Below are 26,166 nucleotides of genomic sequence, written 5' to 3'. Positions count from 1 at the left end.
AAAAGCCATACTACCGGCAGGCAGTATGGCTGTGCTGTGCATTATTTCCCACAGGATGACGGAAAACATTCTGTCACATCCAACCTTACTGGCCTCACGGGACCAATTTCAAGGCAGTCCTTTATTCGTCTATATTGATTTGCTGGGGGCTTCAGAAAATCCTGTTCTTTCCACCCATTCTATTAGAAATGTACAAAAAAATATAGTTTCTTTTATTGTATATCCCCAGAGAGAGGCTGTCAAGCAAAAGAATACAACCGAAAAATTTTAGGCCTTTGGCACAAAAAAACCAGCCCAAAAGGCTGGTTTTTCTTTTTATTTCTCGGTTTCTTTCCCCTTAAATCGCTCGACAGCATTATAAAAGGAATACATCACGCTTTAGTAGAGCTTTGCGCCCGCCGGAATATGGTCGTCCACCATCAAGAGATGGAGTTTTTCGACCCCTTCCTCGTGGTGTACTGCACTAATCAGCATACCGCAGGAGTCAATGCCCATCATCGGTCTCGGCGGAAGATTTGTAATAGCGATACAGGTCTTGCCGACCAGTTCTTCCGGCTCATAATAGGCATGAATACCGCTTAAAATCGTCCTGTTTTCGCCGCTGCCGTCGTCTAAGGTGAACTTCAAAAGCTTCTTAGATTTCGGCACAGCTTCGCAGGCAAGCACCTTGACAGCTCTAAAATCGGATTTAGAGAAGGTCTCAAAATCAACGGTGTCCTTGAACAAAGGCTCAATTTCTACCTTGGAGAAATCAATGGGTTCCGCCTCTTTCGCCGGCATTGCTTCGATCTGCTGGGAGAGAACCTCTGTAGCCTGCTGCATGGCCTGATCTAAAGAAGGTGTTTTCTCTTTTTTCTGCGCATCCAAAGGCTTCATGGTGGGGAAAAGTTTTCCCAACAAAACACCTTCATTCGTATTTCTTCAAATCCCTGTAATTACTTAATTCTCTGCAATTCGTATTGATTCATACTTCATCAGAGAAAAAATAAAATTGTTGTCAACTTACTGTCAGCGCAACATATTTGTTGTCAATTTCCGACGCCGAGAACTCTTCTCAAAAGATATCCAATTTTGATAAGTTTTCAAACGATTCCTGTTTTTTACGATCTGTTGCCTCAGCATAGATATCCATCGTTGTTTCAATGTTTCGATGTCCCATAACTGCTTGGATCACCTTTAAATTCGTTTCGTGTTCACAGAGCCTGGTACAGAATGTATGTCTCAGATGATGGCAGGAAAATGACGGAAGAATAATTGGCTCACGCCTTTCTTTTTTTGCGTTTACCACTTCTTCTGCATTGTAGCTACCGCTTATTCGCTTGATGGCTCGATTCACAGATTGCGGATTATGTAGATTCCCGAAACGATTGATAAAAATGAAACCTGTCATACCATCAATTTCTGTATCACAAAATCCGAACTCTCTCTGCTCCTCACGTTCCATTTGAAACGCATCATAAACCACATCAAGCATCGGAACTGTGCGAATACCAGCTTCCGTCTTTGGCTTCGATATATGCAAGACTGATGTTCTTGAATCACCTACCGGATAATACACTACGCTGTGATTGATACTAATAATGCGTTTTTCATAATCAATATCATCCCAACGGAGTCCTAAGACTTCTCCGATTCTACAACCTGTGCCTAATAATACTGTAAACAATGGCCACCAGTGATAATAGACCGGGTGATTTGCCATATAATCCATAAACGCCCGTTGTTGCTCTATTGTTAACGCATGTCTGACGCCTCTGGACTTACCAGCCTTTTTACTGACCTCTTTCATTACTCCATCCGACGGATTATTTCGAATAATCTCATCACGCACCGCCAGTTGAAATGTAGGATGCAGCAATGTATGAACCGAATCCAGCGTGCCTAATGACAATTCCTCTTCATTAAGCAAATGATAATAAAACTGGAGCACTTCCGAAAATTTGATTTTTGCAATTTTCTTCTTACCAAAGGTATTTCTGATGAAGCGATCATATATGTAGATATAGTTACTACGAGTAGTTTCTCTCAAATCGTATTTTGCGGATATATAACGATCAAAAGTATCATTTACCGTAGCTTTACCTGAAACATATACATCTAAACCATCTAATTGATCCTTCACCAATTGCTCTTCTTTTTCACGAAGCGTTGCTAAATCCTGCGCGTATATAAACTTACGCCGTCCAAGAGGATCAGTATAAGTGTACATATACCGCTTATCTGATGCTCTCTGCACTTCTCCTTTCCTGAGCGCCCTTCCGCGATCATCTTTTCGTGCCTTTGCCATTTTGTTACCTCCTTCAAAGAAATTGAAAAGAGGAACTCATAGCACTTACTCCTGCGTGGACAAAAACTTTTCCAGATTCCGTAAGGCAACTTCTGTCATTGACATTTTGTGCTTAGCAGCATACTCTGACAATTTTCTATGCGTGTCTTCCGACATGCGGATTGTGAGGGACTTCCTTTTTGCGTTGCTCTTTTTGGGTCTTCCCATCTGTGTCATATTGCTACCTCCACACTAACTTTAGTATACTTATTGTAAGACAAAAAGTCAATACCTTTTATGATATGAATTCCTACCTTCAATTTCATATAAGTACCTCATTCAAAATTCGCGAAATGACTCCAAAAACTTTTCAAAAATTTCGCAGTTTACTAAAGCAATTCCATCAATTTTATAAACCGCTTTTGCTTCTTTTGCTAATTCCTGAAATTTGGTCAATCCCAAACTATACTTTTCTGCGCCTTCTTTATACCGCACAAATTTCTTGGCATATTGTTTTGTTTGTTCCACGTCTTGTCGCTTATATCCCATTTTAAATCCTCCTTCACAATAAAAGATAAATGCCTAACTCGGCGCCCATAGCTACTGGGTCCATAGAAATCTAATCTCCCCGCCTTCATTGTGGCCGAGCCGCGAATTACGGAAGTACCATTATTATCCCTGATGCCTCATCGCGTTATGTAGGGGCCACCTGCATATCAGTGCTCTTGTCTTTGTTCGCCACACAAATGGATAGCCGCTCATCATCAGGGGATGTACCGAGGTTTGCTATTCAATTGTCAAGATACAGAAGGATGTCTTCGTATAATAAAAGCGATTCATCTTTCGGCAATTTCGTAGTCAAACAAAAACTTTTTAAAAAATTTGGTCGGATCTCAGTGAGAAATCCGACCAGAAAAATTAAATTTTGAATTTCATTATCTGTAAAGCAACTTGCAGCAGAATGTATTGTTTACAATCTTCATCAAACTGCCCGTCCACAATGCTGCTTTTGTCAATCAAGGGCATATATAAATCAATAATCTTTTCCAGAGAACTGTAATCACCGGAAATAGCATTAGTGAGTAATTCGGCAAACTCTTTACTTGCCATGTGGTTCACCTCCCAGCAATCTACGAAGTTTTTGAAGAGCAAGATACTTCTGATCGTAGACATATTTTACAGAACAATGCATTCTTTTCGATATTTCAAGAGGTGTGAGTTCCTGAACAAACAGCATTTCTAACACCTTTTGTCTTAATAAAGGAAGTGCAGCAAAAGCGTTTGCAAGATGTTCCTCTTCAAACTCAAAAGATTTTTGTTCCGAATTAGTTTGGGAATATTGTTCCTCAAAATCTACTGCCGGTTCAAAATCCAAATCTTCCAACGATATTTCTTGGGAAGTACGGTTCTTTTTTCGGATGTAGTCGAGCTTTGCATGAATGATTACCTGTTTTATGTACACAGTAAATCTCGCTCTCAACTCATCCGGTTCCTGGTTTTGTCGTGACACGACAATGCCTCCTTTCAGGCATGCCGTCACGACACAGGAAAGGGAAAGACATTACATGCCGAAACGGCATGCTATGCTTCTTAGTTTGCTTATATGCTGTGTGAGAATTTAAGTCATAGCACGAACAATCATAGAAACCACCCCCTTTCGAAAAAGTGATAAAAAAAAGGACATGGACTGCAAACGCATCCCATATCCTTATAAAAGCGCAAAAAGTAACAATAGTCCTTTGCGGGCTATTTTTTCTTACTATATTTAGTTGTCGAAATTTGCTTCCTGTACCAGGACTACATCCAGACCCCACTCACTTCCATGATACCCTAACCCCTCAACATCATTTTAAATGCGAGTTATCAAACTGAGCTCTATCAAGAACCTCCAACATATCACGGATCATCTCACAAGCCAATATTCTCGTGCTTAACGGATAGCTTTGAAGCTTTTCACTGATTTCTCTAAGATAAATCAGTTCAGGGTATTTAGAATCCGCAATAATCAATTGATCTACTGATACCCCTAAAGCGTTTGCTATTTTCGTTGTGATCTCTAAACTGGGAATTCCTCTTCCGTTTTCGATTTGCCCGATATGACTGTTTGAGCAATCCACGATTTCTGCAAGCTGTTCCTGTGTTAATCCTACAATCTTACGGTATTTTTGCACATTTGCACCGAGTTTTTTGTACTCCAAAATCATCTACTCCTTATATAATAGTTATTTTACTCCATCATCCCCCGGATTTTAAGAAAGCATAAATCCAAAATACGCAGTAGAGGTGTGATTTCTATAAGGAGTAGTATAACTGAGACAAAAAAAGGCCCTCAAAACGAGGGCCTAATGGTTATTCATTAAACAAGTCAAGGTTTTGAAGCATCTCGTCTATATCTGAGTCAGCAATAATCGGTAAAGACTCAGATTTTTCTTGGCTATAGCTAAGCTGCATTTCCGGCAATTTTCTTTCAAGAATGCTTAAAACCATTTTTTCCAGTTCTGCTCGTTTGATAGAAGGTTCAACCTGTACTTTAATTTTGGCATGATCTTCTGTGATTTCTGGGTGTCTCTTAATATATTCAAACAGTGCAGGTACAATAATGGCACTTTTTCGATTTCCGAGTTTTTCAAGCAGCTCACCAACCTGTATCTGTTCATCTGTTATGGCGTCAAATTGCAATGAATATCGGTACTTTCCGTCCTTTTTCACAGCATATCACCCCATTATATTGCAGAAAGGTGACTTAGTTGTTTTGTGGCAAGCATGAGGTACCCAACTGCATTTGCTTTCGGATCTTCAATAAATTCAGCCTTGGTTACCAAATTGGAATTTTCAATGAAGTCCTTAAAAAGGATACTGCCTCCGCCGATAAAGATGGCTGGATTGGCACGCAAATCAACCTGCAGCTCTCTCAGCTTATTAAGAATGTCGCTGGTATGAAGACCGGTTGCTTTTCGGATTGTTTGTTTGACATCTTCAGGAAGAATAGTCTCCTCTCCACGAAGCACAGCACTGATATGATCATCTTCAATTTTCATATCATGCTGTGTACTTACTTTGCGAATAATTTCATTATTCATTGTGATGACGCCCATTTCCAAGCTGCGACAGAACTGAAGATCCGGCTTTCCATTTCTCAGAAGTAATACATCTGTAGTATATCCTCCAATATCAATAACGAACATGCGAACAGTATGGAGCAGCTTTCCTGCATGTGGAATTACAGCAGCATATGCCTGCGGATAAACACAGACATTACGAATTGCAATGCTGATCGGTTTATCCTTATACACAAAGTTGATTGTACCATTTCTTTTAAAATATTGAGCAAATTTATTTTTTAACGCACCGTAATGCTCTGGGGGGAGTCCAACCGCCAAATCAATTTGCTCAAAAGGAGAAAAACTCCCCGCTTTTTCCAATTCTTTCGCAACAGCAAAAAGGGTCAAAATAAAGTACCGCTCATCCTGAGTTTTATCTCGCATATAGGAGAGACGATTTCCGGTCAAAGTCCAATACTTTCCGTCATATTCCAGAATTTCGTCTGCTATCGGCGGTTTTACAGTATGTTCAGACACGCCCGCAATAAAGGAATGATTTACGGTTTTAATAGCATAATTTCCATGGTCAATAGCAATAATCATTAGAAAGACCTCCTGATTTTTTCTTTATCTTATTACACAGTTTTGTATGTGCATTTGTAACATGAAAAACGCATTTTTTCTATGAATGCGCATGAAAAAAGGCGGAACCTATGTAGATTCCGCCTGTGAGTATTTTGTTACTGTTCCAATGTTGGTTTGATGAGATATTGCCAGACATAATCGTCCAGCCCCTTGTATTCTGGATTCCAAAGATAAGTTCCAAACTGAAAGCCCATATCATTCAGCATCCAAGTGAGATTATTGTATCCTCCCTGTACATGAGGGTTACTGAGAAAATCCATATCAAATGCAGTCATGATTTTCGTTACCCCATACTCTCTCAGAATGTCCAACATGCGTTCCAGATGCGTTAAGGCATTTACACCTGGAACAGCGACAACAGTCTGACCGGTAAGGAAATGGATTACATCCGCCTTCATTGGCCCTTCCGTCAATAAAATCATTGGACGGGGTGTACCAGCAAGATGTACCCAGCCTTCAGCTTTGCAGCCATCTGGTTTTCCGACACTTGAAACCCAACGGAACTTTCTTCGGGTTACATTATCACGACGAATCTGTAGACCTTGTATCTGTCCATTTTCGTTTCGCACCGGAATTAAGATTCCTCGATTTTCTTGAACAAATGACCATTGTCCGGATTCTGTTTTATAAAATCCCGGAACCCCTGCAAGATAATGGCCTTCACCGGCAAGTTGTTTGGCTATGGATGACATTCCGATAACTGGAGTTGTTTTATACCCCAACCGATCGATTGCATCATCTGTAAGACCTCGATCTCTAAGATTCTGTCTGTGATCAGATGATAGCGAGAGCTTTGCTAAAAAAGCCTCGTAGGTTGCACTTCGGCTATCCACATCGGTCAGAGGGCACTCTGGAATTTCCTTAATAACGACTTTAGGCGTTCTTTTTTGAACATCACCTTGAACATTCAATCGTGCAATCAGAGCTTCTCTGACTTCTTCTCTGGGTATCCCGGCATAATGAGCATATAAATCAAAAACGCCGCCGGAAAATCCACACCGGGGACATCGAAATACATCTTTTTTCAGATTGATATTCAAATGCTTTTTCCCTGGTTTATCATCACAACATGGGCAAGGAATGTTATAGGTGCTGTGTCCGGATGGCGGATACGGTAGTCCTATCAAGGAAATAACATCTGACATATGAAATATATCCATACAGCCCTCCTTTCCGGGGGATGGAAATATCCATCCCCCTCATTTTTTATGCGGAAGCCTGCTGTACGGCATACTCACATATCATTTTCGCGGCTTCTTGAATTTTGGCATCACCTGTAAACTTAGTAGCGATCCAATTCAGTGCTTTAGGATCTACTTCCAACAGTTCTCCCAGAGTTTTATCACTGAACTTTTTTATCGGACACGGAGTTTTGAACGCCTGATTGAGTTTCTGATCTTCTGACGATTCCTGTGATACAGTTTCATAATCTTCATCTGAACCTGATGGAGTCTTTGCGGATTCCTGTTGAGCAGATGAATCAGAAACATTTTCTGACTGCTGAGATGTATTATTTGTAGGTTCAGTAACTGGCAGTGATTCTGAGGTCAAGCCTTCAAAATCTTCACCGGCAGCAGCAAACTGAAGACCAAATCCAGCATTGCGGAGAGCAATGCCTACAGCTGCTGTCTGCGCCCATTCTCTTGGTGATACAGATGGTTTGTTAGGATCAGGACCTCGTGATGCGGTTGCCTCTGCAAGATAGTAGTCAGCTGGATCTTTATAGCTGGGATATACTCGTGCAGTTGCCACAAAACAGTCACGACCAGTTGAAACCTGTACCGAAATGCGTCCTTCTGGATAACAGAGGCGAAACCATGCCATTTGAATCATAACAGGAAGTCTTTTTCGAACTTCACCTGTTGCCAGATCAGTAAATTCCACCACAAAATCCTCAGGATTAAAACCTTCCACTTGATGTATGCTGCTGATTTTCTGCAGCGATAAAATTTTATCATTCGAGTTGTTTTGACTCATAATTGGGCCTCCTTATTTTAAATTGATATAGGTGTTTCGATATTGTACCCATGCGGGTAGTACAGTGTTAACCAGCTTGTTGACGCTTTGTTTGTACAACTCTGGCGAAGTAGGTTTGAAACTGCTGAAACTCTTTCTGCAGTTCTGTACGATCTGGGTCAAACTGTCCGATGCCGCTTTTCTTTTTGCCTTCAATTCATCATTTGCAGGAAATCCCACCTTGTGTTCTGAAAGCAAAGAGCAAAGATACGCATCAACAATCTGATAATGATAGCAGAGTACTTTCGTGTCTGTTGTAATAGGCGCCGTTTTACAGAAGGCTTGACAGGATTCTAAAACCGAAATTCTATAAAGAATTTCTTGGTATGTAAATACCTTGTCACACGGAAGCGTACCGGATGCCATCTGTTCTCCTGTAGCTGATTTTAACTGTAAGTACTGTTCCAAAATTGTTGCCATGATGGGCTCCTTTCTTTTAATGACTGAGTTCTTTTAATCGTTCTGCCAGCTGTGTTCCTCGTTTTTCTGTATCCTGCTTTTTGATCGCAATACAAAGCGCTCGTCGTTCACCAACAATAATCACTTGTTTTTTAGCTCGTGTGATTGCCGTATAGATCAGCGGACGGACCAACATAATTGAGTGAGCACATTGCAGATTGATTATTACAGACTGATATTCACTACCTTGAGACTTATGAATGGTAGAAGCATAACCAAGGTCAAGCATATTGAGTTCAGAAGCATCATACTCAACATTTCGACCATCACCGAAATCAATGCAAACTACGGCATCATTACCAATTCCTGAGATATCAGTAATGTATCCGATATCTCCGTTGTTTACATCTTCGTGGTTTTTTATCTGCATTACTTTGTCTCCAGTGCGAAATGTTTTTTTCCCTAGTGTGATTTCTCCCTTTGTAGGATCCTGTGGATTGACATCCTTGCGAATCCGTTCATTAAGAGCTGCTACACCTGTTTCCGTTTTTTGACGATAAGGAGAAAGCAATGCGACATTGTCCACACCATATTTAGCAATCTCCTGTAGATACAGTTTTTCAATTTTCTCAGCAGATTCTGCTATACTCGACGAATCTAAAAACTGAAAATCAGTACCATATTCCAGACTCAGATTTCCATGTCGAATCAGCTTTGCGTTTGTTGCGATCCGACTGCCAGCATTCTGACGATGAACACGATCCAGACGAACAACCGGAATGACATCACTTTTTATGATTTCACTCAATACAGCTCCCGGTCCCACAGAAGGCAATTGATCTGCATCTCCGATAAGAACCAATTGACATCCTTTTGGAACACTGCGCAAAACATGCTTTGCAAGATAAATATCCAACATGGATACCTCATCTATCAGCACTAAGTCAGCGTCAAACGATTCCGGTTCACCATATTGACCATCATCACCGGCTATCAATCCAAGTGCTTTATGAACTGTGGACGCAGGATGACCTGTAGATTGTTCCATTCGTCTTGCAGCACGTCCTGTCGGAGCACAGCAAACAATTCGTCCACCGGGATTTTGGCGTCTATAAATATCCAGAATAGCTTTTTGAATGGATGTTTTTCCAGTTCCGGGGCCTCCGGTAATAACGCTGATGGGAGACTGAAGTGCAGTGGTAATGGCAGTTCGCTGTTCAGGATCCAGTCGAATTCCCAGTTTCTGTTCCTCTCGATTTATTTCCTGATCCAAAGAACTAAATCTGGCATAAGGGGAACTTCTCTGTACAACATGGATCCTTTCTGCCAGTTGCTGCTCCGTCTCAGCAGTCCTCGCACGATAAACATAGCCTTTATAACAACTGAGTCTGCCTGCTGAAACCAGTCTGGCAGCTCTGTTTGCAACCATGTCAATCGTGAGTTTCGGTGTATCCAGAATTTTCATTGCTGTTTTTACGAAATCTTTTTTCTCCATGCACAAGTGGCCTTTGCCTTCAGCTTCTGTTAGAGTGAACATTAAACCTTCATCCACTCGTTCCGCAGATACTTTAGCAAATCCCATGTTCATGGCTATCTGATCAGCAGAGCGAAATCCAATTCCGGCAATTTCACAAAGACGGTATGGATGATTTTTTACGATCTCCATCGTTTCGTTTCCATATTCTCTGTATAGCTGCACTGCGCGATTTGGTGTAATGCCGTGTGGTGCAAGAAATGCGACTACATCACGAGCACCTCTGTTGGCAAGATATGAATCGCAAATTTTTTTGAGTTTTGTCTTGCTGATACCAGAGATAGTCAATAATTTTTCCGGTTCATGATCCAGTACATTCAAGGTGTTTAGTCCAAAAGCATCGAAAATTCGCTCCGCCATTTTAGGACCAATTCCTTTAATCTGTCCAGAAGATAAATACGCAATAATACCTTCCTTGCTTGGAACAATTACCTCTTCATAGCTCTCGACTTCATACTGTACGCCATGTTTCGGGTTTTTACTCCAATGCCCCTGGATCTCATAACGCAGATTATCTGCGGTTGGCAAGCAATAACCAACTGCCTTGACCTGCGTAACTCTGTTCCCGGATGTATCGAGAATTTTTTCGCACGGTCGATACAGCGCAATCATATAGCTGTTTATTCCAACTGCAGCGATATTGGATGGATAGATCAATTTTTCAAACTGACATAACAATTTTGCTTCTCCTTTCTGATCATGCTCCTGTTGAAACAAGCACCTTTTTCCTTTGCGGAATCAGATATTCCTCTTCTTCAACGACGCATGTTTTTGCGAGATGAATTGCCTGGTCAACCATTCTGTCTGCCAGTTGATCAAATTCCTGAACCAATCTGACACGTTCTCTCAGTTCATACATCTCCCAAGTTTCATAATCTGCATCATCATCTGTGCCTCTGCCAGGAAAAATATTCACCTGCATCGGAGGGTGGGAATAATCAACCCTACTTGGATTGCGACATACGCCACAAATATTTCCAGACTCTGATACCGACTTATAATTTCTCTGTCCACAATGTGTACAGTAGGATTTGTATTCACTTGGTTTCAGTTCACCCTGATAGAGCACCAGATATCCGCCGCTTCGTCCGTTCATAGCTGCTTGCCAGCGATACTGATGTGTTTTAGCAAATTCATCTAACAGCTCTTTTTGCCAATAAAAAAATTCCTGGGTGTCCAACATATCGTACAGTTTTTCGCTTATCTCATGATCCAAACCAAGTTTGTAGATTTTGAGATTGCATGCATACGATTGTGAACAATTCCAGGAATTCATTGTGAAGTATCTGAAATGATCCTCCAGATAATCTATCATTGCTTTGCGTGATCTTAGGTCAACTGGTTGAAAAAATCTTTTCATCGAAACATCCCCGCATTCTTCATATGAGTTATCGGGGACTCCCAGCTTAAAACATAGTGGTCACGGTTTAGATGAACAAGAGATTTGTTCCCGTTATGCTGAGTTGCCAGTTTTTGAACCATCAAATAGAGACTTTCCTCAAAGGTGTAAATAGGCATATTCAATGTTATGGCATGAAGTATTTCTTCTCGCATACCGTTGCTGATATGATTGCCACACACTAAAATCAAATCGCTTTCCTCCAAAAGGTGAAGTCCAAACTGAAGTGCAATAGCACGTTCTGAAGGGACGCGGTCACACAGAAGCATCGGAAGATATGCATGGGGTGCTCGTGCAGCATATCCCATTTTCTCCATAGCATAATACATATACGCTCTGGCACTATGCATATTTCGAAGCATTTCTTCCTCTGTCGGTGCGCTTAGAGGAGAACAGATATATGCTTTTTTACAACACCTGTTGTTTTTTAGAAACTGCAAAGCAAGCTTGTCTTCCCAATTCTCGATAAAAATATTTTGTTCCATAATGAACTCCTTTCTAAAATTCAGCCGGGAGAAATCCTCCCGGCTCAGATGATTACGCCGTTTGAACAGAGACTTTTAGTTTTCGGCTTTCAGTAGTTTTCTGCACATCTTTGAAGACGGTAGGATATTTTTCTTTCAAAGCCTTTGTGTCCGTTCTGCGGCTGGTTTTCGTGGCAAAATCAATTAGGAATTTGTCGGTAGTTGTTTCTAAAATACCTCTTTCATGTTTCTTCATCAATTCTGCAATTCGCACACTATGTGCCTCGATCTCCTTTGCATAAGATTTTATTTCCGCATTGCATTCATCAATTTTGCCTTGTAGAAGCGCAATGCGACGAACTTGTTTTTCATAACTTTTTGGCAACTCAATGGTTGGTAAACCAGGTTGACTGCTGCCATAAATTCTGGCCAATGATTCTAAAGCCAGTTTGGGCTTTACATCTGTCATCTTAGGGGGTTTATCATGCACTAAGCTCCAAATCCACTCCTCAAGGCGTTCGAAAATCATATCTTCTTTCGCCTGATCTCGTTCAATATCTGGAATAGCTAAGTCCGTTTCCGGATTGTTACCCCAAAGAGCAGAGAAAGCGCCTATTCGCACATCTGCAACTGATAGATAAAATCGTAATTGCAGCTCATAGTAAATGGGGATTGCATCGTCCGCCCAGTCTTCAGCCTTGTGATAGGTGCAGCTCTTGCACTCTAAAATTCCGGGTTCACCATCTGATGAACGAGTGAACCTGCGGTCAAAGTTGGCCAAGGCATATGGGTGATCAGCATGTTGATATAAACCAGTATCCTCATAAACGGTATTTCCGCTTTTTTTCGCATACCAGTGGGCAGCAATGGGTTCTAAAAGATGTCCCATTTCCAGCTGACTCGCATTTGCCTTTTCAACAGGTTTCATTCTTCCTTTTTTGATTAACCACAATTCTAATGGTGTTGTCCATGGACTCAAACCAAAAATTGTAGCTACATCACTTCCACCGACGGTATAAGGAATCGTCCCTGCAGGACCATGCATTCTGCATTCCAGCCAGCGCTCATTGCTCATTCCTTTGGTGTCGCATAGCAAAATGGGCTGTGCCATCAATAGCTCACCGCCTTTGCAAGGTCATAATCACTCCATTTCAGTGTCAATGCTCTTGCCATATTTTCTTCTATAACAAGCATTTTGCTCTCCGGAGTATTCTGACTTTTAAGGATAAAAGGAATTTCCTGCAGTGCCATGAAAACATCATGTGCTGTTGCTGATCCTCCGCCATAAGACATCTCAAACATTGCGATTGCTTCCACCGCTGCCTTTTTAGGAAGACTCAGCTTTTTACAGATGCGTGTCATTGCATTGACTGGGTACTCAAGTTCGATATCCAACAGCTTTTCCAGTTTTGCTACTGAATCACCAAACTGAGCAAATAACTGATCCAACGCATTTTCAAAATCATTCACTTTTTTCTGATGGCGATGATCTACTGCAATACATCCTCCAATATGGATTGGATACTGCAGACCGGTTAGAAGCGCTGAAACTTTTGCAGAGGCAACGCCTGTGTCTGAGGTCATAAAGCGAATGCCTGGCATCAGTTTTGCAGCCATAGCACTTTTACCTTGCTCTTTCAGCACTTTAGCATAGGCACCTAAGAGATCATCTTTCTGACCGGGAAGTGTCCAGGTAGCACTGGAACACGAATGATCGGTATATCCAGACTCAAAAACAGCGCCTGGAAAACGCTCATCCAGCTTTCTTGTGAGGGTACTGAGCAATTCATTGATTGGAAGGACAGAATAGTCTGATGGATCTCCGGAATGAACTGCTGCAATTTTTTCATCACGAATCAGAAGTAATGCCTCGGCTGAATACAGATGCAGGCAGGCATTCAAGGTTTCTGCCAATACATCACGTCCAAGTTTTGGGAGCGCAGTACCTCCGATTTTCGCCCTGTCAAGAAGGCTTTTGTAGGCTGTCATGCGCAATGGATAGCATTCGCCATCTACACGCATAGCTAAACCTAAGTTTTTTGCCGTATCCTCTACAGCATCTTGAGAGATTCCTGAGGCAAAAGCACTTAAATTACCATAGAGGGGAGAGGATTCATTCAGCGGTTCAACTTGCAGGGTGTTGACCTTGCATCTGTGCCACTTGCTTTCTCTCTCCAGCTGTTCGTGGTAATCTAACATCACCACAGGGGAACTGAAGGTTGTGAAATAGTTGTCTTCGCATTTTTTTAGCATATAGATGCTCCTTTCTTTTTTTGACGGTTAACCGCCTTGATATATAACAAAAGCCAGCAACCCCGAAGGACTGCTGGCTTATGCCCAATATGAAATTTGGCCGGAAAACAAAAAAGTGCCATCTGCAAAAATGCAAATGACACTTTGATTACTTGATAACTATGATTTTTCTTACGAAAATCTTGAAACTGTTATATATATTATAACAGAGATTTGTTCTCCAGTCAATCTATATAAGAAAGAAGCCTGTAAATGATACATTCCATTGCTATGTTTGAATTGAAATTTTAGAAATTCAACATCTCGGCAATCTCATCGACAACATCCAAAATCACATGGAACTCAAGACCCTCAGCATATTTGTTTTCTGCGACATAATTTCTCCAGAGTGTGTACAGCTGCGGTTCCTCTCTAATTTCTTTGAGAATATCTTTCCAATCGTACAATTCTTCAAGTGACCCACGCTTTTTAGCCGTATGTTGTACTGCATCATGCAATACTTCAAAACGGATCTCATCCCAGTGCTGCCGACAAAGCATATACAAATCATAAAAATCTCTTGCTCTTGTGGTTCCAATGTTTCTACGAATAATAGTCTCATATTTTTCTGCTAATATTGTTTCTAATGAGTATGCCAAAATGGAAACCGTTTTTTCACTGAGTATTAGAGGGTAATCATACCGAATTGCTGCTGGTGTAATAACATCGCCTGTAGTAACATCCATTTTCATTGGATTATTTATTTTACCGTATTTTGCGATAAGATGAATTCTAAAGTTGTTATATGCATCATCTTCACGAATCGGTTCAATTCTTTGAAACTCAAATTGAATCCCATCATCCACATCTATTGCAATGATTTTTTTGACTATCTCTACAATCTCATCCTCTTCCATTTGAATGCCGCGAACAGTAGTATCCATATCCATTGTTGTTCTTTCGCTGATCCCGATCATGGATGAAATAAGTAAGCCTCCCTTCAAAATAAAATTACTTTTATATTCAGAAGCGGAAAGGCGTTCCAATACTCTCTCAAACAAAAACATCTGCAGAACCTCTTGTGGGCGCAGCTCTTTTTTCTCTGCGATGTTCTTAATCCGTCCTTTAATTTGTTCCGGTGTTAACATGACAAAACCTCCATGTAAGTCCTTATTTTATCATCAATTCCAAATTGTTTACCGTATCGCAGCAATTTACGATTGTTAGGCTTGGATTTAAAGTAGTCCCTGAGAGCCTGCGAATACAACTGCATTTCTATTTTCTCTTTATCCCGTATCAAATCACAAATACATCTTTCTTTATCATACAAACGCACTGTACCTCCCTGAGGAGACATCAATTCCGTAATACCCAACTCATACAAATCATTTACGATGTAATGACAACGGATATTCGGATTGTTTTTCCGCAGCACAGTAGCATTCAATCCTTGAGGCAGCGTCACATCTAAAATATGTGGCGTTCTGTCTGACAACCCCCAGAAAAAAAGTGCCGTTCCATATGAAAAGATAGCTTTTGTGTTTTGAGCCTGCAGAAGAACATATTCGTCTGCAACTTCTCCGCTTAATATATATAGACCCTTTCTGATGCGCTCCAATTTTCCTAAATCCATATATTTTTTTAGCATAGGACGACTGATACCAGCCGCTTCAACTTGGCTTGTTCGGATAACTCCATCATTATCCTCTGCTATTCTAACAAATTTTTCCCAGATTTTATCCATACATAATCACCTCTCAGTGCTCATTTACATTCTTGCTTTAAATTATACATCGTTAAAGTAAAAATGTAAATAAGCACTTTAAGATATGATATGCGTTTTTCCGAAAAAAATTCAAAAGAAAAAGGGATGTCTAAATAGACATCCCTTCAGTGTGGCAATTATTAAATTTTATGCTTGATACTTATTTACCATTTCCGATTCACACTGCATGCCTTTGACGAAGGCCCCAAAGTCCTCGTCCAGCATGAAAAAAATGATCCGGATGGTATTGAAGAGTCTGGCGAACTTTTTCCTTCCACCATTGATTTTTTTGAGCTTTTTTGTATAGCTCCACCTCCTTGTAAATTTCTTCTAAGGATACAGCCTCCTTTTTCTCAGTCAATACAGCTGCGACTACATCACGCCAAGTAGCTCCTGGCATGTCACGGATGTCCAGTTTCTTCTCTGTTGTAAAAAGAATGGGATAGATAAGGGCATTATCTTTTCTCACAACCAGTACATACTCATGAAGAATTGGAATAAATTTTCCACTGTACTGTATTTGATCAGAAAAGCAATTGTGCTGCGCTTTGATTATAATGTTTTCCAGCGTTCCTGGCTTTATAATCTCTGCAAGCATACTGTATAGCTTTCCACGCTTTTTGATATCTCCAATAAGAACAGCCATACGACCGCCTTTTTCCAGAGCACAAAACTGTTTCATCATTGCATAGTTCATCGCTTCAACAAACCTGTCCCAATCTGGGATACGGGATAAATCCGCCTTACAAGGATCGTATCCATATTTCTCTTTTACTTCCGACGCTTTGTACATAACATCAGAGTATTTGATTATATCCCAGTATGGAGGATGCCAGAAAATGAATTCTGGACGTTCTGGAATTTCGCAATTCATTAGATCGAATCCACTATGTAGATCGTACAGATGACTGCGGATTCCCAGTTTATCAGCAGCGGCTTTTGTTGTGCCACTACCACACATATAGTCGCAGATTTCCATCGGCTTGAAAAAGCCAAGTAAATCCTCAATAAGTTTTGGAGAACAATTTCCGCGATATTTATTGTTTCCACCTTCACCGCGTTCCGGATAAGAAACAATGCTGGTCAAAATATGGCGTGATTCATGTTTATCAAACATTTGCTTCACCTCCTTCATGATACTTTTTTGTTAAATCCCCGATGACCTCAGATATCGAATGCCAGTAGCTATCCCAATAAGAATCGTTCTTTCCCAAAGTCTTTTCAATTCTTTCTGGAATACTGGGATCCTCAATTAGGCTGTGGTACTGGTCTTCTGTAAGGTCTGTAGTTATGTCGGACTGTACTAACTGAGATTCAAAGTCTTCGATTCTGCATTGTTTTAGATATTCACGACCTATTTCTCCCAATTTTCCCGAACTAAGCAGCAATTCTTTTTGTATCAAATTCAGACAATAATGATTTTCAATGTATTCACCATCGATCCAGCACTCATATGAGTGCTCGTCAGATTCAGATATGAAACTGCCGGCATTGCGAAATATCTGGATGCAACCAGTATTCTGCTCTTTTTGAAGCATTTCGCATAGTGCTATCTTAGCATATTGATAATCTCCAAAAAGTGATGTGGTATGCCCTGATTCTCCATCAACAGACCAATCTTCTTCTACCGCATAAACAATAATTTTTTCCTGATTTTCCTGAATAGTAGTCATTGTATCTAGCATTTCAGGAGCCATGATGATGCAATCAAGTGGGATTTCATCGATTTTTTTCGTTTCTCCGTATAGCTCTGAAAAATGTTTTTCAAGAGCTTTTACATCATAAGGCAAGGGTGGAACATCAAACTCGCAATAAATATCTGGAGTTTCATTTTCTGTTTCCTTATCTTCACCATCTCTGATCTCTAAGATGTGTCCTATTAAGCCGGAATACTCACTTTGTGAATTTGCAATAATTCTCTCGCCGATTTTAAAAGCCATTCCATTATACTGGAATTCAGCTCCTGTTTTGTTTATGAGCATATAAACGCCCCCTGTGTAATCAATTTTGCTGTTAGCATTTTAGTTACCTCCAGAAAAGATTTTCGTACAGTTCATATCCGAAGTCATCCAACTCTTTCAGTCGTCCCGGATTGAAGTGATACTCTGGATAAACCACAAATCCGCTTCGCTCAGTTCGACCTGTAGGCGATCCTAATCCTGTTTTTTCTATCCATGGAAGGATTTCTTCCCCTAAATTGTTAGTGTCGATAAAAGCACAGTCCTTTTCTACAGGAATTCCTAAATTTACACTTAAATCTCCCCAAGGCTCTGGATCTTCTTGGCTCCAATCTACTAATTTCAGAGCTAATTTTGTTTCATTGTAATAAGAGCAGACCTGTAAATCCAATAAAGCCATTTTTCCATGCCAAAACAATTTTAATAGAGCCTTGCCACTGAGAATGTCCTGATATTTTTTATCACTGTAACCATCCCAGCGCAAATAATTCCAGTCTGGTCTTGGGCATTTCTCAGAAAGAGCCACCTCTTTTGATACTGTTTTCAATTTTGGTACATGAATACTTCCCATTTGAACCTTAGCATAAATCGGAAGAATCTTTTTCGCCAAATATTCTTGATCTGGACAAGTGTCTATCAAACCCATTTTTGCAGATAAGAAAGACTGATCTTTCATAGTGCCAATAGCAGACATTTCTGCCCACCGGTGCCGTGCCAAAAAAGCTGAAATGTTTTCGGGAGTAGCTTCAAAGAAAACCGTACTATCTAAATTTTCCATATCGCTGGAAATCCCCTGTAAATATTTTTGATTCATATCCGTTCCTCCTTAAATATGATAATCTACACCAACAAGCACCATGTCATCATCAACATTGTCTATGTACTCATCAATGGAAGTGTGCCAATCCGAATTGCGATTATCAGATAATGCGCAACTCAAATCATCTTGCTCCCACCAATTGTCAGCATCTACAATATCGTTGACTCCCAAAGGATACTTCCAGGTGTCCGGAACAGCAAAGCGTTCAAGAAAATTTTCTAAGGTTTCACCTTTATGATAGAGATATTTGTCTACGAAAATGATACCATCCTCTACAATTTGTCCATAAAACCCTTCTTCTAATTTTCCATCCAGAAACATGGACTTATATTTTTCATAAGCTTTAACCGATTTTTGATGATCCCATTTTCGCATAGCATCCCAGTCAATGTCTTTTTTTCGTGCTGCAGAAACCCAAATGTAACCTTCCGGAGCTTCAAGCTGAGCATCTTCATTACACCAGCTTCTTTCTCCTTCAGAATACTCTTTGCAATCTGTACGAACCAAGAACATTTCTGGCCATCTTCCGCCAATTTGATACCAGTCCCATCTAGTGTTTGGATTACAGTAATACCCATATCCTTGCTTTTTTCCATCATACTCAAATCCAAATGATTCTGCATATTGTTCAAAAGATGAATAGAGAGAGGAAATGGGATACTGAGGCAAGGCCTGAATTTTTTTGGCTTTTTTGGTACGTTTCTGATGATGTAATTTTCCAGCTTGCTGCTGAAAAACCTTTCCATCCTGAATAATGTAGTTCGTGTAATATGGAGGACGATCCAATTGAACAATTTTGCCTTCTGGCAGTTTAATACAGTCAGTTGTACTGTTGTAATCTTCTCTTAATTCTGCTGTCATATCAAAGAACTCAAGATAGTCAGGATTTCTTGTATCCTGAAAATAGGGTTCCATGACTTCAGAGACCATGTCGTCTACAGCGCTTGAGAAGCCAGTAACTTTGCTACGCAAGCGGCTGATTTGCCATTCCAGCATGTGGTTAACTTTTTCAGACCTGGAATCCGAAAGTTTTTGGATCATATCCCTGATTTCCTGATTTCTTTTCTCATCCTCCACTATGGGAGCAATATTTACAGCTACCATTGTCTTAAAATGCATAATGATTTTCCTTTCTTAAAGACAGATGGGCAACTGTAATTCAGCTGCCCATCATTGTTATAGTGATGTTGTTTATACCCCTATGTGACGCTTTACTACAGCCGTCAATTTTATGGGCAGTTGATTTAGATCAGTGATATCCATGAAGGAATCACCATAGATTCTTTCGATGTTCTGCTTGTCATCGCCGATTGCCGCTGCGATGAAAAGCAATCCTTTTCGACGATATTCCTGCTTAATACCTCTCAGATCTTCTTCTGCAGCTGCACCGTAATAACCACTGTCAGCTGGTTGTCCATCTGAGATTAGCATTAAAATACGGATCTCCTCGGGTCGTTTCACCATTTTCTCGGCTACAAATCGAAGAGCCGCGCCATCACGATTGCTTCCTCTAGCGGAAATATCCATAAGGCGGTACTTGTCGTCTTGATCAATGTCTTGAAATTCAGCATATGAGAACAATTCTACGCTGTCGTATCCCGTTGTGTGACCATAAATTGTTACTGGTATACCCAAGCTATGACAAAAATCGTATAAGATAATCGCTGCAGCTCTGGCATAAGTACAACGGTCGCAGGAAGACATAGAACCAGACTCGTCCAGCAATAAACCAACAGATATCTGGGGGACCTCATTTGGCAAGGCGTTTTTGTAAAAAACCTTGCCATCATTTCGGCATAATGCGTGCGCATCCAATCTGCGTCCCATTACCAAGCCTGTTTGTTTTCCACCTCTTTGTCTGTCTTTTAACTGCTGAACGATACTTTTTTGCAGCTGCTTAGAAATTCGGATCAGCGGTGCCGAAATTTGATCATATTGCTCTATAAGCTCATTATCGACATCGGCAATACGGTTGACGCGTATTTGTACACCCGCATGAATATCCCCATAAGAGATATTCTGTGCAGCTTCATTTAGTTCCCTGAGTCGCTCGTTTTCAAGTTGTTCGCATGCAGCTTTTTCCGCCATTTTATCTAAAAGACGTTCGATATCAGAAGCTGCATTTTCGTAATGTTCACGCTGATAGTCATCATTGTAGGATGTTTCACCACCAGTCGGCTCAGAGACACTTTCAGTCTGTTGATAAGGGATTCTTCCTTCTTCTTCAGAGGAAACATTCTTCTTGCCGTTTCCACTTAGTGCGCCACTTTCTACACCGTCATCCCCTATTGATGACTGCGATGCAGTGGTACTATTCTCGGAATTATCTGACGCATCATCTTCTTTTTCGTCACTGACAGCATTTTCCGATTCTGATGAGGAAGAATTATCTTCCTCATCGCTGCCTTCAGCAATTGCTTTTGTGGCTTTTCTCTTTCCGGCATTGCATGCTGGGCAAGAGCTTGTACGTGGTTCCGGGACAGGGATGGTATCACCTTCGCCTGCACAAGAACCTCCTACCACAGAACCAAAGGCTTTTGCAAGTGTTTCTGACACTGATGTTTCTTCGCCTGCAGCTTTTGCATCATCCTGACGCTGTTTGCATACCTCAATAAAGCTTTCAATATAATCCCAGCAACGAACTAAGACTAAATTTACTGTTTTCAGCCTTTCTTTTCCGGATGTAACCATAATTGCATTATCCAGATCTGATATCAGGCTAAAAACCAACTGAATCCTTTCGTCCTTTTTGGAAGCCTCGCCGTACTTAATTTCTCCATACTTTACATAGGAGAGCAGCAGTTGAGCGATACTCTGAAAAATATGAGTTGGACGTTCTTCATCTTCCTCAGACTCAATCAGTTGAGTCACAGTTCGCATATCCTCAAACATTTGATCTCGCAGAGTTGCAAGATTTTGTCCAAGGACTCCTGGAAACCGTGAAAGCATACGACTTTCAACATAACCATCCTCAATGATGTTACAAACATAATGAGAAACTGATTGAAGCATTTCGAGATTTCTGGGTTCTTTTTTTGCATATTCCCAAAGTGCTTTTTCTCTCTTTGCATCATCGGGAAAAAGTAGACTCGGCGGTTCTGGATACCATTTATACATTCCCATAAAATTATTGTGGGTCTGTTGTATGGGGAAATCCGTAAACAGCACATGCCCAAGCTCGTGCGCAAACATGCCAGTAACAATTTCGTATCGATCCTCACGAGTTCGATTTTTCTTTGTTACCAATGGATGTCCTGCATTTATCAAAATATGCCTGTTATTAGTTACTGCGGTTTCATCGCTTCTGGGTTTCCATATAAGTTTCATGTGAATGCGCCGATTATACTTGTATCTCCTGGTTTGCGCAATCGCCATGTCTTCATAATGTCCTGCTAAAATACGCGAAGTAAAGAACTGACGGTCTGTAATTTTACTGCGATTTTGGTCAAGCATCTGCTTGACTTTTTTGTGATTCACCCTTGCCATATGTAGGGTAACCTCCTTCCTTAAAATTTTATACTGCTTTCTTTGAGCGTCTTGGCGCAAATATCGGTTCCAATACGGTATTGATTAGAGCTTGTCGGTCATCCTCATCAGCAGTTGCCTTGCTGATAATGGTATATAATGCCGACGCATATGGATCACCGGTAATTTCGGTACTGATAATCCAGTCGATTAAGCTTCTCATGCCACAAGAACCGTCTGTGATACTGTTTTTCCTCATATAGTCAGACATATCGTTGACAACCTGCACCATCTGGGATACCAGATAATCATCTGCACATCCTGTTACACTCATGGCGCGCTGTACCATGACTTCAGGTGCCGGAAGCTCAACATCTCCGACAAGACTCATACGGTCGATAACAGACTGATTGAGTCCACGGCAACCCTCATAGCTGATATTTGTGGTAACAACCACTACAGCATCTGGATGCCTATTTATGATTTCTCCGGTTGGCAGTGTAATAGATCCAGATTGCTCAAGCATTGAGTTAAGACCCACCAAAACGCCAGGCTGCATAATTGTGCTTGGCTCCTGGATTTCAATCACATACCCATTTTTCAGAGCCTTTATAAAGTCGGTCTCCACATATGTGTATGACTGTCCACTGCTCTGATGGTTCTCTGCACGTTTGCTGAGCTGCTGTACTTTTTCCGTAACCTTATCCAAGACAATACTCATACAGTCTTGAGCGGAGGCGTCATCATTGTCAATCCCCGTAAGAGCCTTATATACACCTGCTGGATCATAATCCATATCATCCAAGTCAGGCAAGTGCATCAAGGCAGCAACATTGGCATAATTGATTCCGCCCATTGCCTTCAAAGCTTCTCGTTCGCGATCCAGTTCAGCATCTCCCGTAGAAACAGAATCGGTTTCCGGGAAAATCATGCCGACGAAATCAAAAATTTCTGTGCCTGCCGAACAGGTGTATTTCATGTAAGGTAAATTAAGCCCCGCCGCAATTGCTTTGGCGCCCATTGTTTTACCTGTACCTGCAGGACCACGCAGCAGAAAATTACGCATCGGCATCGCTTTTCCAGTTGTAGCATTTGCGTGTTTGCAGATGTCTACCACTTCATCCGGTATGATATACCATGCGGGAAGCTGTGGAACCAGCGATTTTTCCAGCGGAGATAAGGATCGTCCGGGATTAAACTGATACTTGCTAATAAAGTCGCTGTGTTCTACTGTGTTAGTAGAGCGTTTGATGACTACTGGTCCCGTCTGAGCAAATACAGTGAACTCTCCGGCTATAACATCGTTTGGTGTATACGCACCGGAATCCAGTTGTGTTTGAGAAATACGCATCAGATTTCCGGACTTATCCAAAACAACCTTAACATGCGCCGCACACGTTTCGTCTTTTACACGGCGGTACATATTGTCGCAAAGGATTGCCATATCATCTGTTGCTGCAGACAAATCCGAAAAACCATCATTCATATGATTGTGATAGCTTTCCAGATGTTTGCTGAATTCCTCATCTTCCATAAAAGCGGGCATCATAGCCATAAGGACTGCTGCACCGTCTCTACCGCTGTTGTTCAGAGTATAAACCTCCATCACTTCGGTGCTTTTGTCATATACACTGGCAAGCAGATTTCCGGCCTTTGTATCATACACAACGAGATGATAGGAATCTGGTCCAATAGAAGATTTGTACTCCGCAACTGTTCTGTTATCAATGGTACCAACTGCGCCTTCTGAAGACCCATCCATACAACGGCACAAAGCATGAATTGCTTTAATTGCCGAAGAGCAAAGAGTAGATTCCATTCCTGATCCATACTTCGATGAAACCTTTACTTTTTTGTTTCTGAGGGTATCAAAAGGGGCTGGGAGGGAACGTGAAAAGTTAAATAAATTTGTTACACTCATAGTGCTTGATTTCCTTTCTGCAGTTTTACTGCGCAAATTTGATTTCGATACCGTTTTCTTGACAGACTGCAAGCTCAATATCAGAACGCATTAGCTCGTCGCAAATGTTTTTCCAGCTCTGTTTTGCAGGAAGCTCTTCCTCGGAAATCAATATTGATTGCTTTCCTTGTCCGATAGCCTCATTACAGCGCTCATTCAGATCTATCATATGAGATTCAGTCCATTCAAAAGCTAACAGTTCATAGTTTTCAGGGATTTCTTCACAGGTGGAATCATCACTGGTTTCATCAGTAAATCCCTCATCATGGTTTTCTGTAGATTCCATATTTTCTTCAGATTCATTTTGAGGACATGGCCCTTCGGCAGTACAAAACTGTATGCCGACTATCTGAAGATTTTGGACTTCCACTTTAGCACGACGATAACCGCCGGCTCGATTAAGCAAGATATAGACGGATTCACCACTTTCAATGCTTTTTCTGGCGTTCGGATTTTCCCAGATCCATCGAGCTTGTGGAAATTCTGCCAATACCAGTTCTGTGACTCGACGCTGAATCACGCCGTAGGCAAGATCCCGTACATCCTTTTCGGTGGGAATTGGCGTAGGTTCCTGAACGGTTGTTTGCACTTCAATGGGTTCTACCGTTTTTGAAGAGAGAAACAAGAGCCGGATGACTGCTACAAAAATGCCCAGAATAATCAAAAGTAAAATCGGCCAAAGTCGGCAGATAAATGTCAGAAGCGCAAGCATTCCTAATAGAATCAGCGCTTCATAAGCCATATGCCGTTTGTGTTCTTTTCGATTCATTGGCATATTTCCTTTCTTGTACTCATTTTTGGGCACAAAAAAACGCACATGAGCAGTTTATCTGTAACTCATGTGCGTTTCAATGCGCCTGATTCAATTGTTCTGTGTCCTCCTTATTCATCAAAAAAAGAATTTCCGCCGCCAAATGCTTCAAATCCTGTAAAATTTTCAGGTGTAGAAGTATTTTGCGGTGCAGCAGCGGGAGAGGAGACAGGCGGTGTTTCGTGATTGCCATTATTGTCGGCTTTTTTGTTCCCACCACTGAAACAGTATTCAATATCTGTCAGAATGATAACGGGAACACTCTTCTTTTCGCCGGTTGTAGCATCTTCCCATGTATCCTCATCCAAACGGCCAAGAATCGTGACAAGAGAGCCTTCCTTGAGCTTCATATTTTTAATTCGCTCGCAGAGAGGACCAAACGCTTTCGCAGAGAAGTTAACCCAGCGCGAGTTGTTTTCCGCACGAGTATCGTACACTTTGTATCCGACTCTGAATCGTACAGAATCGTTATTTTCCGAATACTTGAGTGCGGGGGTGTCGTTATATCCTTTTGATATAACAACCGGGGTGCCAAATGTCATTAACATAGTTAAGACTCCTTTCTTGCAGGGGTTACCTGCTATCAAATATATTTATTTCAACCTGTTTTCCAGGCAGAAACCGAGAGAAACAAAAAAAGTGCCAATCAGCACAATTGTGCTAACTGACACTTTGTAAACCTTGATACTATGGATTTTCAACTGAAAACCTTGAAACTGTTATTTTTATTATAGCATACTTTATCCTCTCAGTCAATCCGTCTGAAAAAGTTCTTAGTTATGATGACTGAGTTTGGAGCAGTTCTTTTTTTGCCAGCTCTAATGCAAGATAGACTTTTTGTGTGTCACAGTCCATATGTCCGTCTTTATCAGAATGCTCATGAATCAGATTCCTGATTTCGTCCAGCAGCACCAGTAAATTCTCGGCTGTCATAATTGCTCTTCCCCTTTCTCATTTTTTCCAATGCAAGGTAACTGCATAACACTTTACATTGATCATGCTCATAAACCGGTGTATTTTTAGAGATATATACTCGGATAGTATCTCCTTTTTCCATCTGTTTTATACATTGCCTGATCACAATCTTTACAGTTCCTGACTCCGTTTCAAGGTAAATGTTTTTCACACGTTTACGTAGTGGCGTTTTATCAACTGAACTGCATAGACCTTCTAATATGATATACCTGTTTCCTGTAACAGTGTGCCAAACGTAAATGCCATTCACGTAAAAAAATGCCGCAAACACCAAACAGGGTATTAAAAGATAAACATCTTTATACAAAACCAGGATTAAAATGGTGAGAATTAAAAACACTGACCCTGCTCCGAAACGTATTATCAGTTGTTTTTGTAAAGCTTCTGGCAAAGCCATAAACTTCTCTTTCATTATA

At 40.9% G+C, this 26,166-nt stretch carries 27 protein-coding genes and 1 pseudogene; all 28 read right to left on the bottom strand.

All coding sequences use genetic code 11. The features are described 5' to 3' along the window. Window positions 1-378: 378 nt before the first annotated feature. Window positions 379-768, bottom strand: a pseudogene (locus WGC32_RS09325) (lysine--tRNA ligase); the annotation flags it as partial. Between the two features lie 286 nt (window positions 769-1,054). Beyond that, window positions 1,055-2,287 carry a tyrosine-type recombinase/integrase gene (locus WGC32_RS09320; RefSeq protein WP_342681500.1) on the bottom strand — a complete coding sequence of 411 codons (1,233 nt, stop codon included), beginning with the start codon at window positions 2,285-2,287 and terminating at the stop codon, window positions 1,055-1,057. Between the two features lie 45 nt (window positions 2,288-2,332). After that, window positions 2,333-2,494, bottom strand: a complete 162-nt coding sequence (locus tag WGC32_RS09315; protein WP_342681681.1) for a toxin-antitoxin system HicB family antitoxin — start codon at window positions 2,492-2,494, stop codon at window positions 2,333-2,335. 111 nt (window positions 2,495-2,605) lie between these two features. Further along, entirely contained in the window at window positions 2,606-2,815 is a 210-nt protein-coding gene (locus tag WGC32_RS09310; protein WP_342681499.1) for a DUF6462 family protein, read from the bottom strand. A 369-nt stretch (window positions 2,816-3,184) separates the two neighbouring features. Continuing rightward, entirely contained in the window at window positions 3,185-3,376 is a 192-nt protein-coding gene (locus tag WGC32_RS09305) for a helix-turn-helix domain-containing protein (protein ID WP_342681498.1), read from the bottom strand. Then, on the bottom strand, window positions 3,366-3,776 hold the full coding sequence (locus WGC32_RS09300) for a sigma-70 family RNA polymerase sigma factor (protein ID WP_342681497.1): 411 nt from the start codon (window positions 3,774-3,776) through the stop codon (window positions 3,366-3,368). Before WGC32_RS09300 ends, WGC32_RS09305 begins: the two co-directional genes overlap by 11 nt. A gap of 334 nt (window positions 3,777-4,110) precedes the next feature. Next, complete coding sequence (locus tag WGC32_RS09295; protein ID WP_342681496.1) at window positions 4,111-4,464, bottom strand: helix-turn-helix domain-containing protein; 354 nt, start codon at window positions 4,462-4,464, stop codon at window positions 4,111-4,113. A 151-nt stretch (window positions 4,465-4,615) separates the two neighbouring features. Further along, on the bottom strand, window positions 4,616-4,975 hold the full coding sequence (locus tag WGC32_RS09290) for a hypothetical protein (protein ID WP_342681495.1): 360 nt from the start codon (window positions 4,973-4,975) through the stop codon (window positions 4,616-4,618). 14 nt (window positions 4,976-4,989) lie between these two features. Further along, window positions 4,990-5,910 carry a ParM/StbA family protein gene (locus WGC32_RS09285; protein ID WP_342681494.1) on the bottom strand — a complete coding sequence of 307 codons (921 nt, stop codon included), beginning with the start codon at window positions 5,908-5,910 and terminating at the stop codon, window positions 4,990-4,992. Window positions 5,911-6,047: 137 nt separating this feature from the next. Then, complete coding sequence (locus tag WGC32_RS09280) at window positions 6,048-7,112, bottom strand: DUF3854 domain-containing protein (protein ID WP_342681493.1); 1,065 nt, start codon at window positions 7,110-7,112, stop codon at window positions 6,048-6,050. A gap of 46 nt (window positions 7,113-7,158) precedes the next feature. Further along, window positions 7,159-7,929 (bottom strand): hypothetical protein, encoded by a 771-nt coding sequence (locus WGC32_RS09275; protein WP_342681492.1) that lies wholly within the window; start codon window positions 7,927-7,929, stop codon window positions 7,159-7,161. Between the two features lie 12 nt (window positions 7,930-7,941). Further along, entirely contained in the window at window positions 7,942-8,388 is a 447-nt protein-coding gene (locus WGC32_RS09270; RefSeq protein WP_342681491.1) for a hypothetical protein, read from the bottom strand. Window positions 8,389-8,404: 16 nt separating this feature from the next. Beyond that, window positions 8,405-10,618 (bottom strand): SF1B family DNA helicase RecD2, encoded by a 2,214-nt coding sequence (recD2, locus tag WGC32_RS09265; protein ID WP_342681490.1) that lies wholly within the window; start codon window positions 10,616-10,618, stop codon window positions 8,405-8,407. After that, complete coding sequence (locus tag WGC32_RS09260; protein ID WP_342681489.1) at window positions 10,599-11,261, bottom strand: hypothetical protein; 663 nt, start codon at window positions 11,259-11,261, stop codon at window positions 10,599-10,601. Before WGC32_RS09260 ends, recD2 begins: the two co-directional genes overlap by 20 nt. Next, window positions 11,258-11,785 (bottom strand): DUF7768 domain-containing protein, encoded by a 528-nt coding sequence (locus WGC32_RS09255; protein WP_342681488.1) that lies wholly within the window; start codon window positions 11,783-11,785, stop codon window positions 11,258-11,260. The genes WGC32_RS09260 and WGC32_RS09255 overlap by 4 nt, the downstream gene beginning before the upstream one ends. Window positions 11,786-11,837: 52 nt before the next feature. After that, window positions 11,838-12,875 carry a YqaJ viral recombinase family nuclease gene (locus tag WGC32_RS09250; protein ID WP_342681487.1) on the bottom strand — a complete coding sequence of 346 codons (1,038 nt, stop codon included), beginning with the start codon at window positions 12,873-12,875 and terminating at the stop codon, window positions 11,838-11,840. After that, complete coding sequence (locus WGC32_RS09245; RefSeq protein WP_342681486.1) at window positions 12,875-14,017, bottom strand: hypothetical protein; 1,143 nt, start codon at window positions 14,015-14,017, stop codon at window positions 12,875-12,877. The genes WGC32_RS09250 and WGC32_RS09245 overlap by 1 nt, the downstream gene beginning before the upstream one ends. Before the next feature lie 287 nt (window positions 14,018-14,304). Then, the gene (locus WGC32_RS09240) at window positions 14,305-15,144 is read right to left on the bottom strand and encodes a nucleotidyl transferase AbiEii/AbiGii toxin family protein (RefSeq protein WP_342681485.1); all 840 of its coding nucleotides are present in this window, start codon (window positions 15,142-15,144) and stop codon (window positions 14,305-14,307) included. Continuing rightward, window positions 15,138-15,740 (bottom strand): type IV toxin-antitoxin system AbiEi family antitoxin domain-containing protein, encoded by a 603-nt coding sequence (locus WGC32_RS09235; protein WP_342681484.1) that lies wholly within the window; start codon window positions 15,738-15,740, stop codon window positions 15,138-15,140. Before WGC32_RS09235 ends, WGC32_RS09240 begins: the two co-directional genes overlap by 7 nt. A gap of 199 nt (window positions 15,741-15,939) precedes the next feature. After that, entirely contained in the window at window positions 15,940-16,878 is a 939-nt protein-coding gene (locus WGC32_RS09230; protein ID WP_342681483.1) for a hypothetical protein, read from the bottom strand. Then, window positions 16,871-17,743, bottom strand: coding sequence for a hypothetical protein (locus WGC32_RS09225; protein ID WP_342681482.1), 873 nt, complete (start codon window positions 17,741-17,743; stop codon window positions 16,871-16,873). The genes WGC32_RS09230 and WGC32_RS09225 overlap by 8 nt, the downstream gene beginning before the upstream one ends. Before the next feature lie 43 nt (window positions 17,744-17,786). Next, complete coding sequence (locus WGC32_RS09220) at window positions 17,787-18,533, bottom strand: DUF4313 domain-containing protein (protein WP_342681481.1); 747 nt, start codon at window positions 18,531-18,533, stop codon at window positions 17,787-17,789. A 12-nt stretch (window positions 18,534-18,545) separates the two neighbouring features. Next, window positions 18,546-19,658: a hypothetical protein gene (locus tag WGC32_RS09215; protein WP_342681480.1), complete on the bottom strand. Its 1,113-nt coding sequence runs from the start codon at window positions 19,656-19,658 to the stop codon at window positions 18,546-18,548. Window positions 19,659-19,730: 72 nt separating this feature from the next. Next, window positions 19,731-22,025: a vWA domain-containing protein gene (locus tag WGC32_RS09210; RefSeq protein WP_342681479.1), complete on the bottom strand. Its 2,295-nt coding sequence runs from the start codon at window positions 22,023-22,025 to the stop codon at window positions 19,731-19,733. Between the two features lie 28 nt (window positions 22,026-22,053). After that, on the bottom strand, window positions 22,054-23,925 hold the full coding sequence (locus WGC32_RS09205) for an AAA family ATPase (protein WP_342681478.1): 1,872 nt from the start codon (window positions 23,923-23,925) through the stop codon (window positions 22,054-22,056). Between the two features lie 25 nt (window positions 23,926-23,950). Next, window positions 23,951-24,733, bottom strand: a complete 783-nt coding sequence (locus WGC32_RS09200) for a hypothetical protein (protein ID WP_342681477.1) — start codon at window positions 24,731-24,733, stop codon at window positions 23,951-23,953. A gap of 113 nt (window positions 24,734-24,846) precedes the next feature. Beyond that, complete coding sequence (locus tag WGC32_RS09195; protein WP_342681476.1) at window positions 24,847-25,323, bottom strand: single-stranded DNA-binding protein; 477 nt, start codon at window positions 25,321-25,323, stop codon at window positions 24,847-24,849. Between the two features lie 329 nt (window positions 25,324-25,652). After that, window positions 25,653-26,162, bottom strand: coding sequence for a hypothetical protein (locus tag WGC32_RS09190; protein WP_342681475.1), 510 nt, complete (start codon window positions 26,160-26,162; stop codon window positions 25,653-25,655). Between the last annotated feature and the right edge of the window lie 4 nt (window positions 26,163-26,166).

Origin of the sequence: Zongyangia acetica (assembly GCF_038739695.1) — a bacterium.
Lineage (GTDB): Bacteria > Bacillota > Clostridia > Oscillospirales > Ruminococcaceae > Zongyangia > Zongyangia gallinarum.
This window is presented reverse-complemented; position numbering and strand designations above follow the sequence as displayed.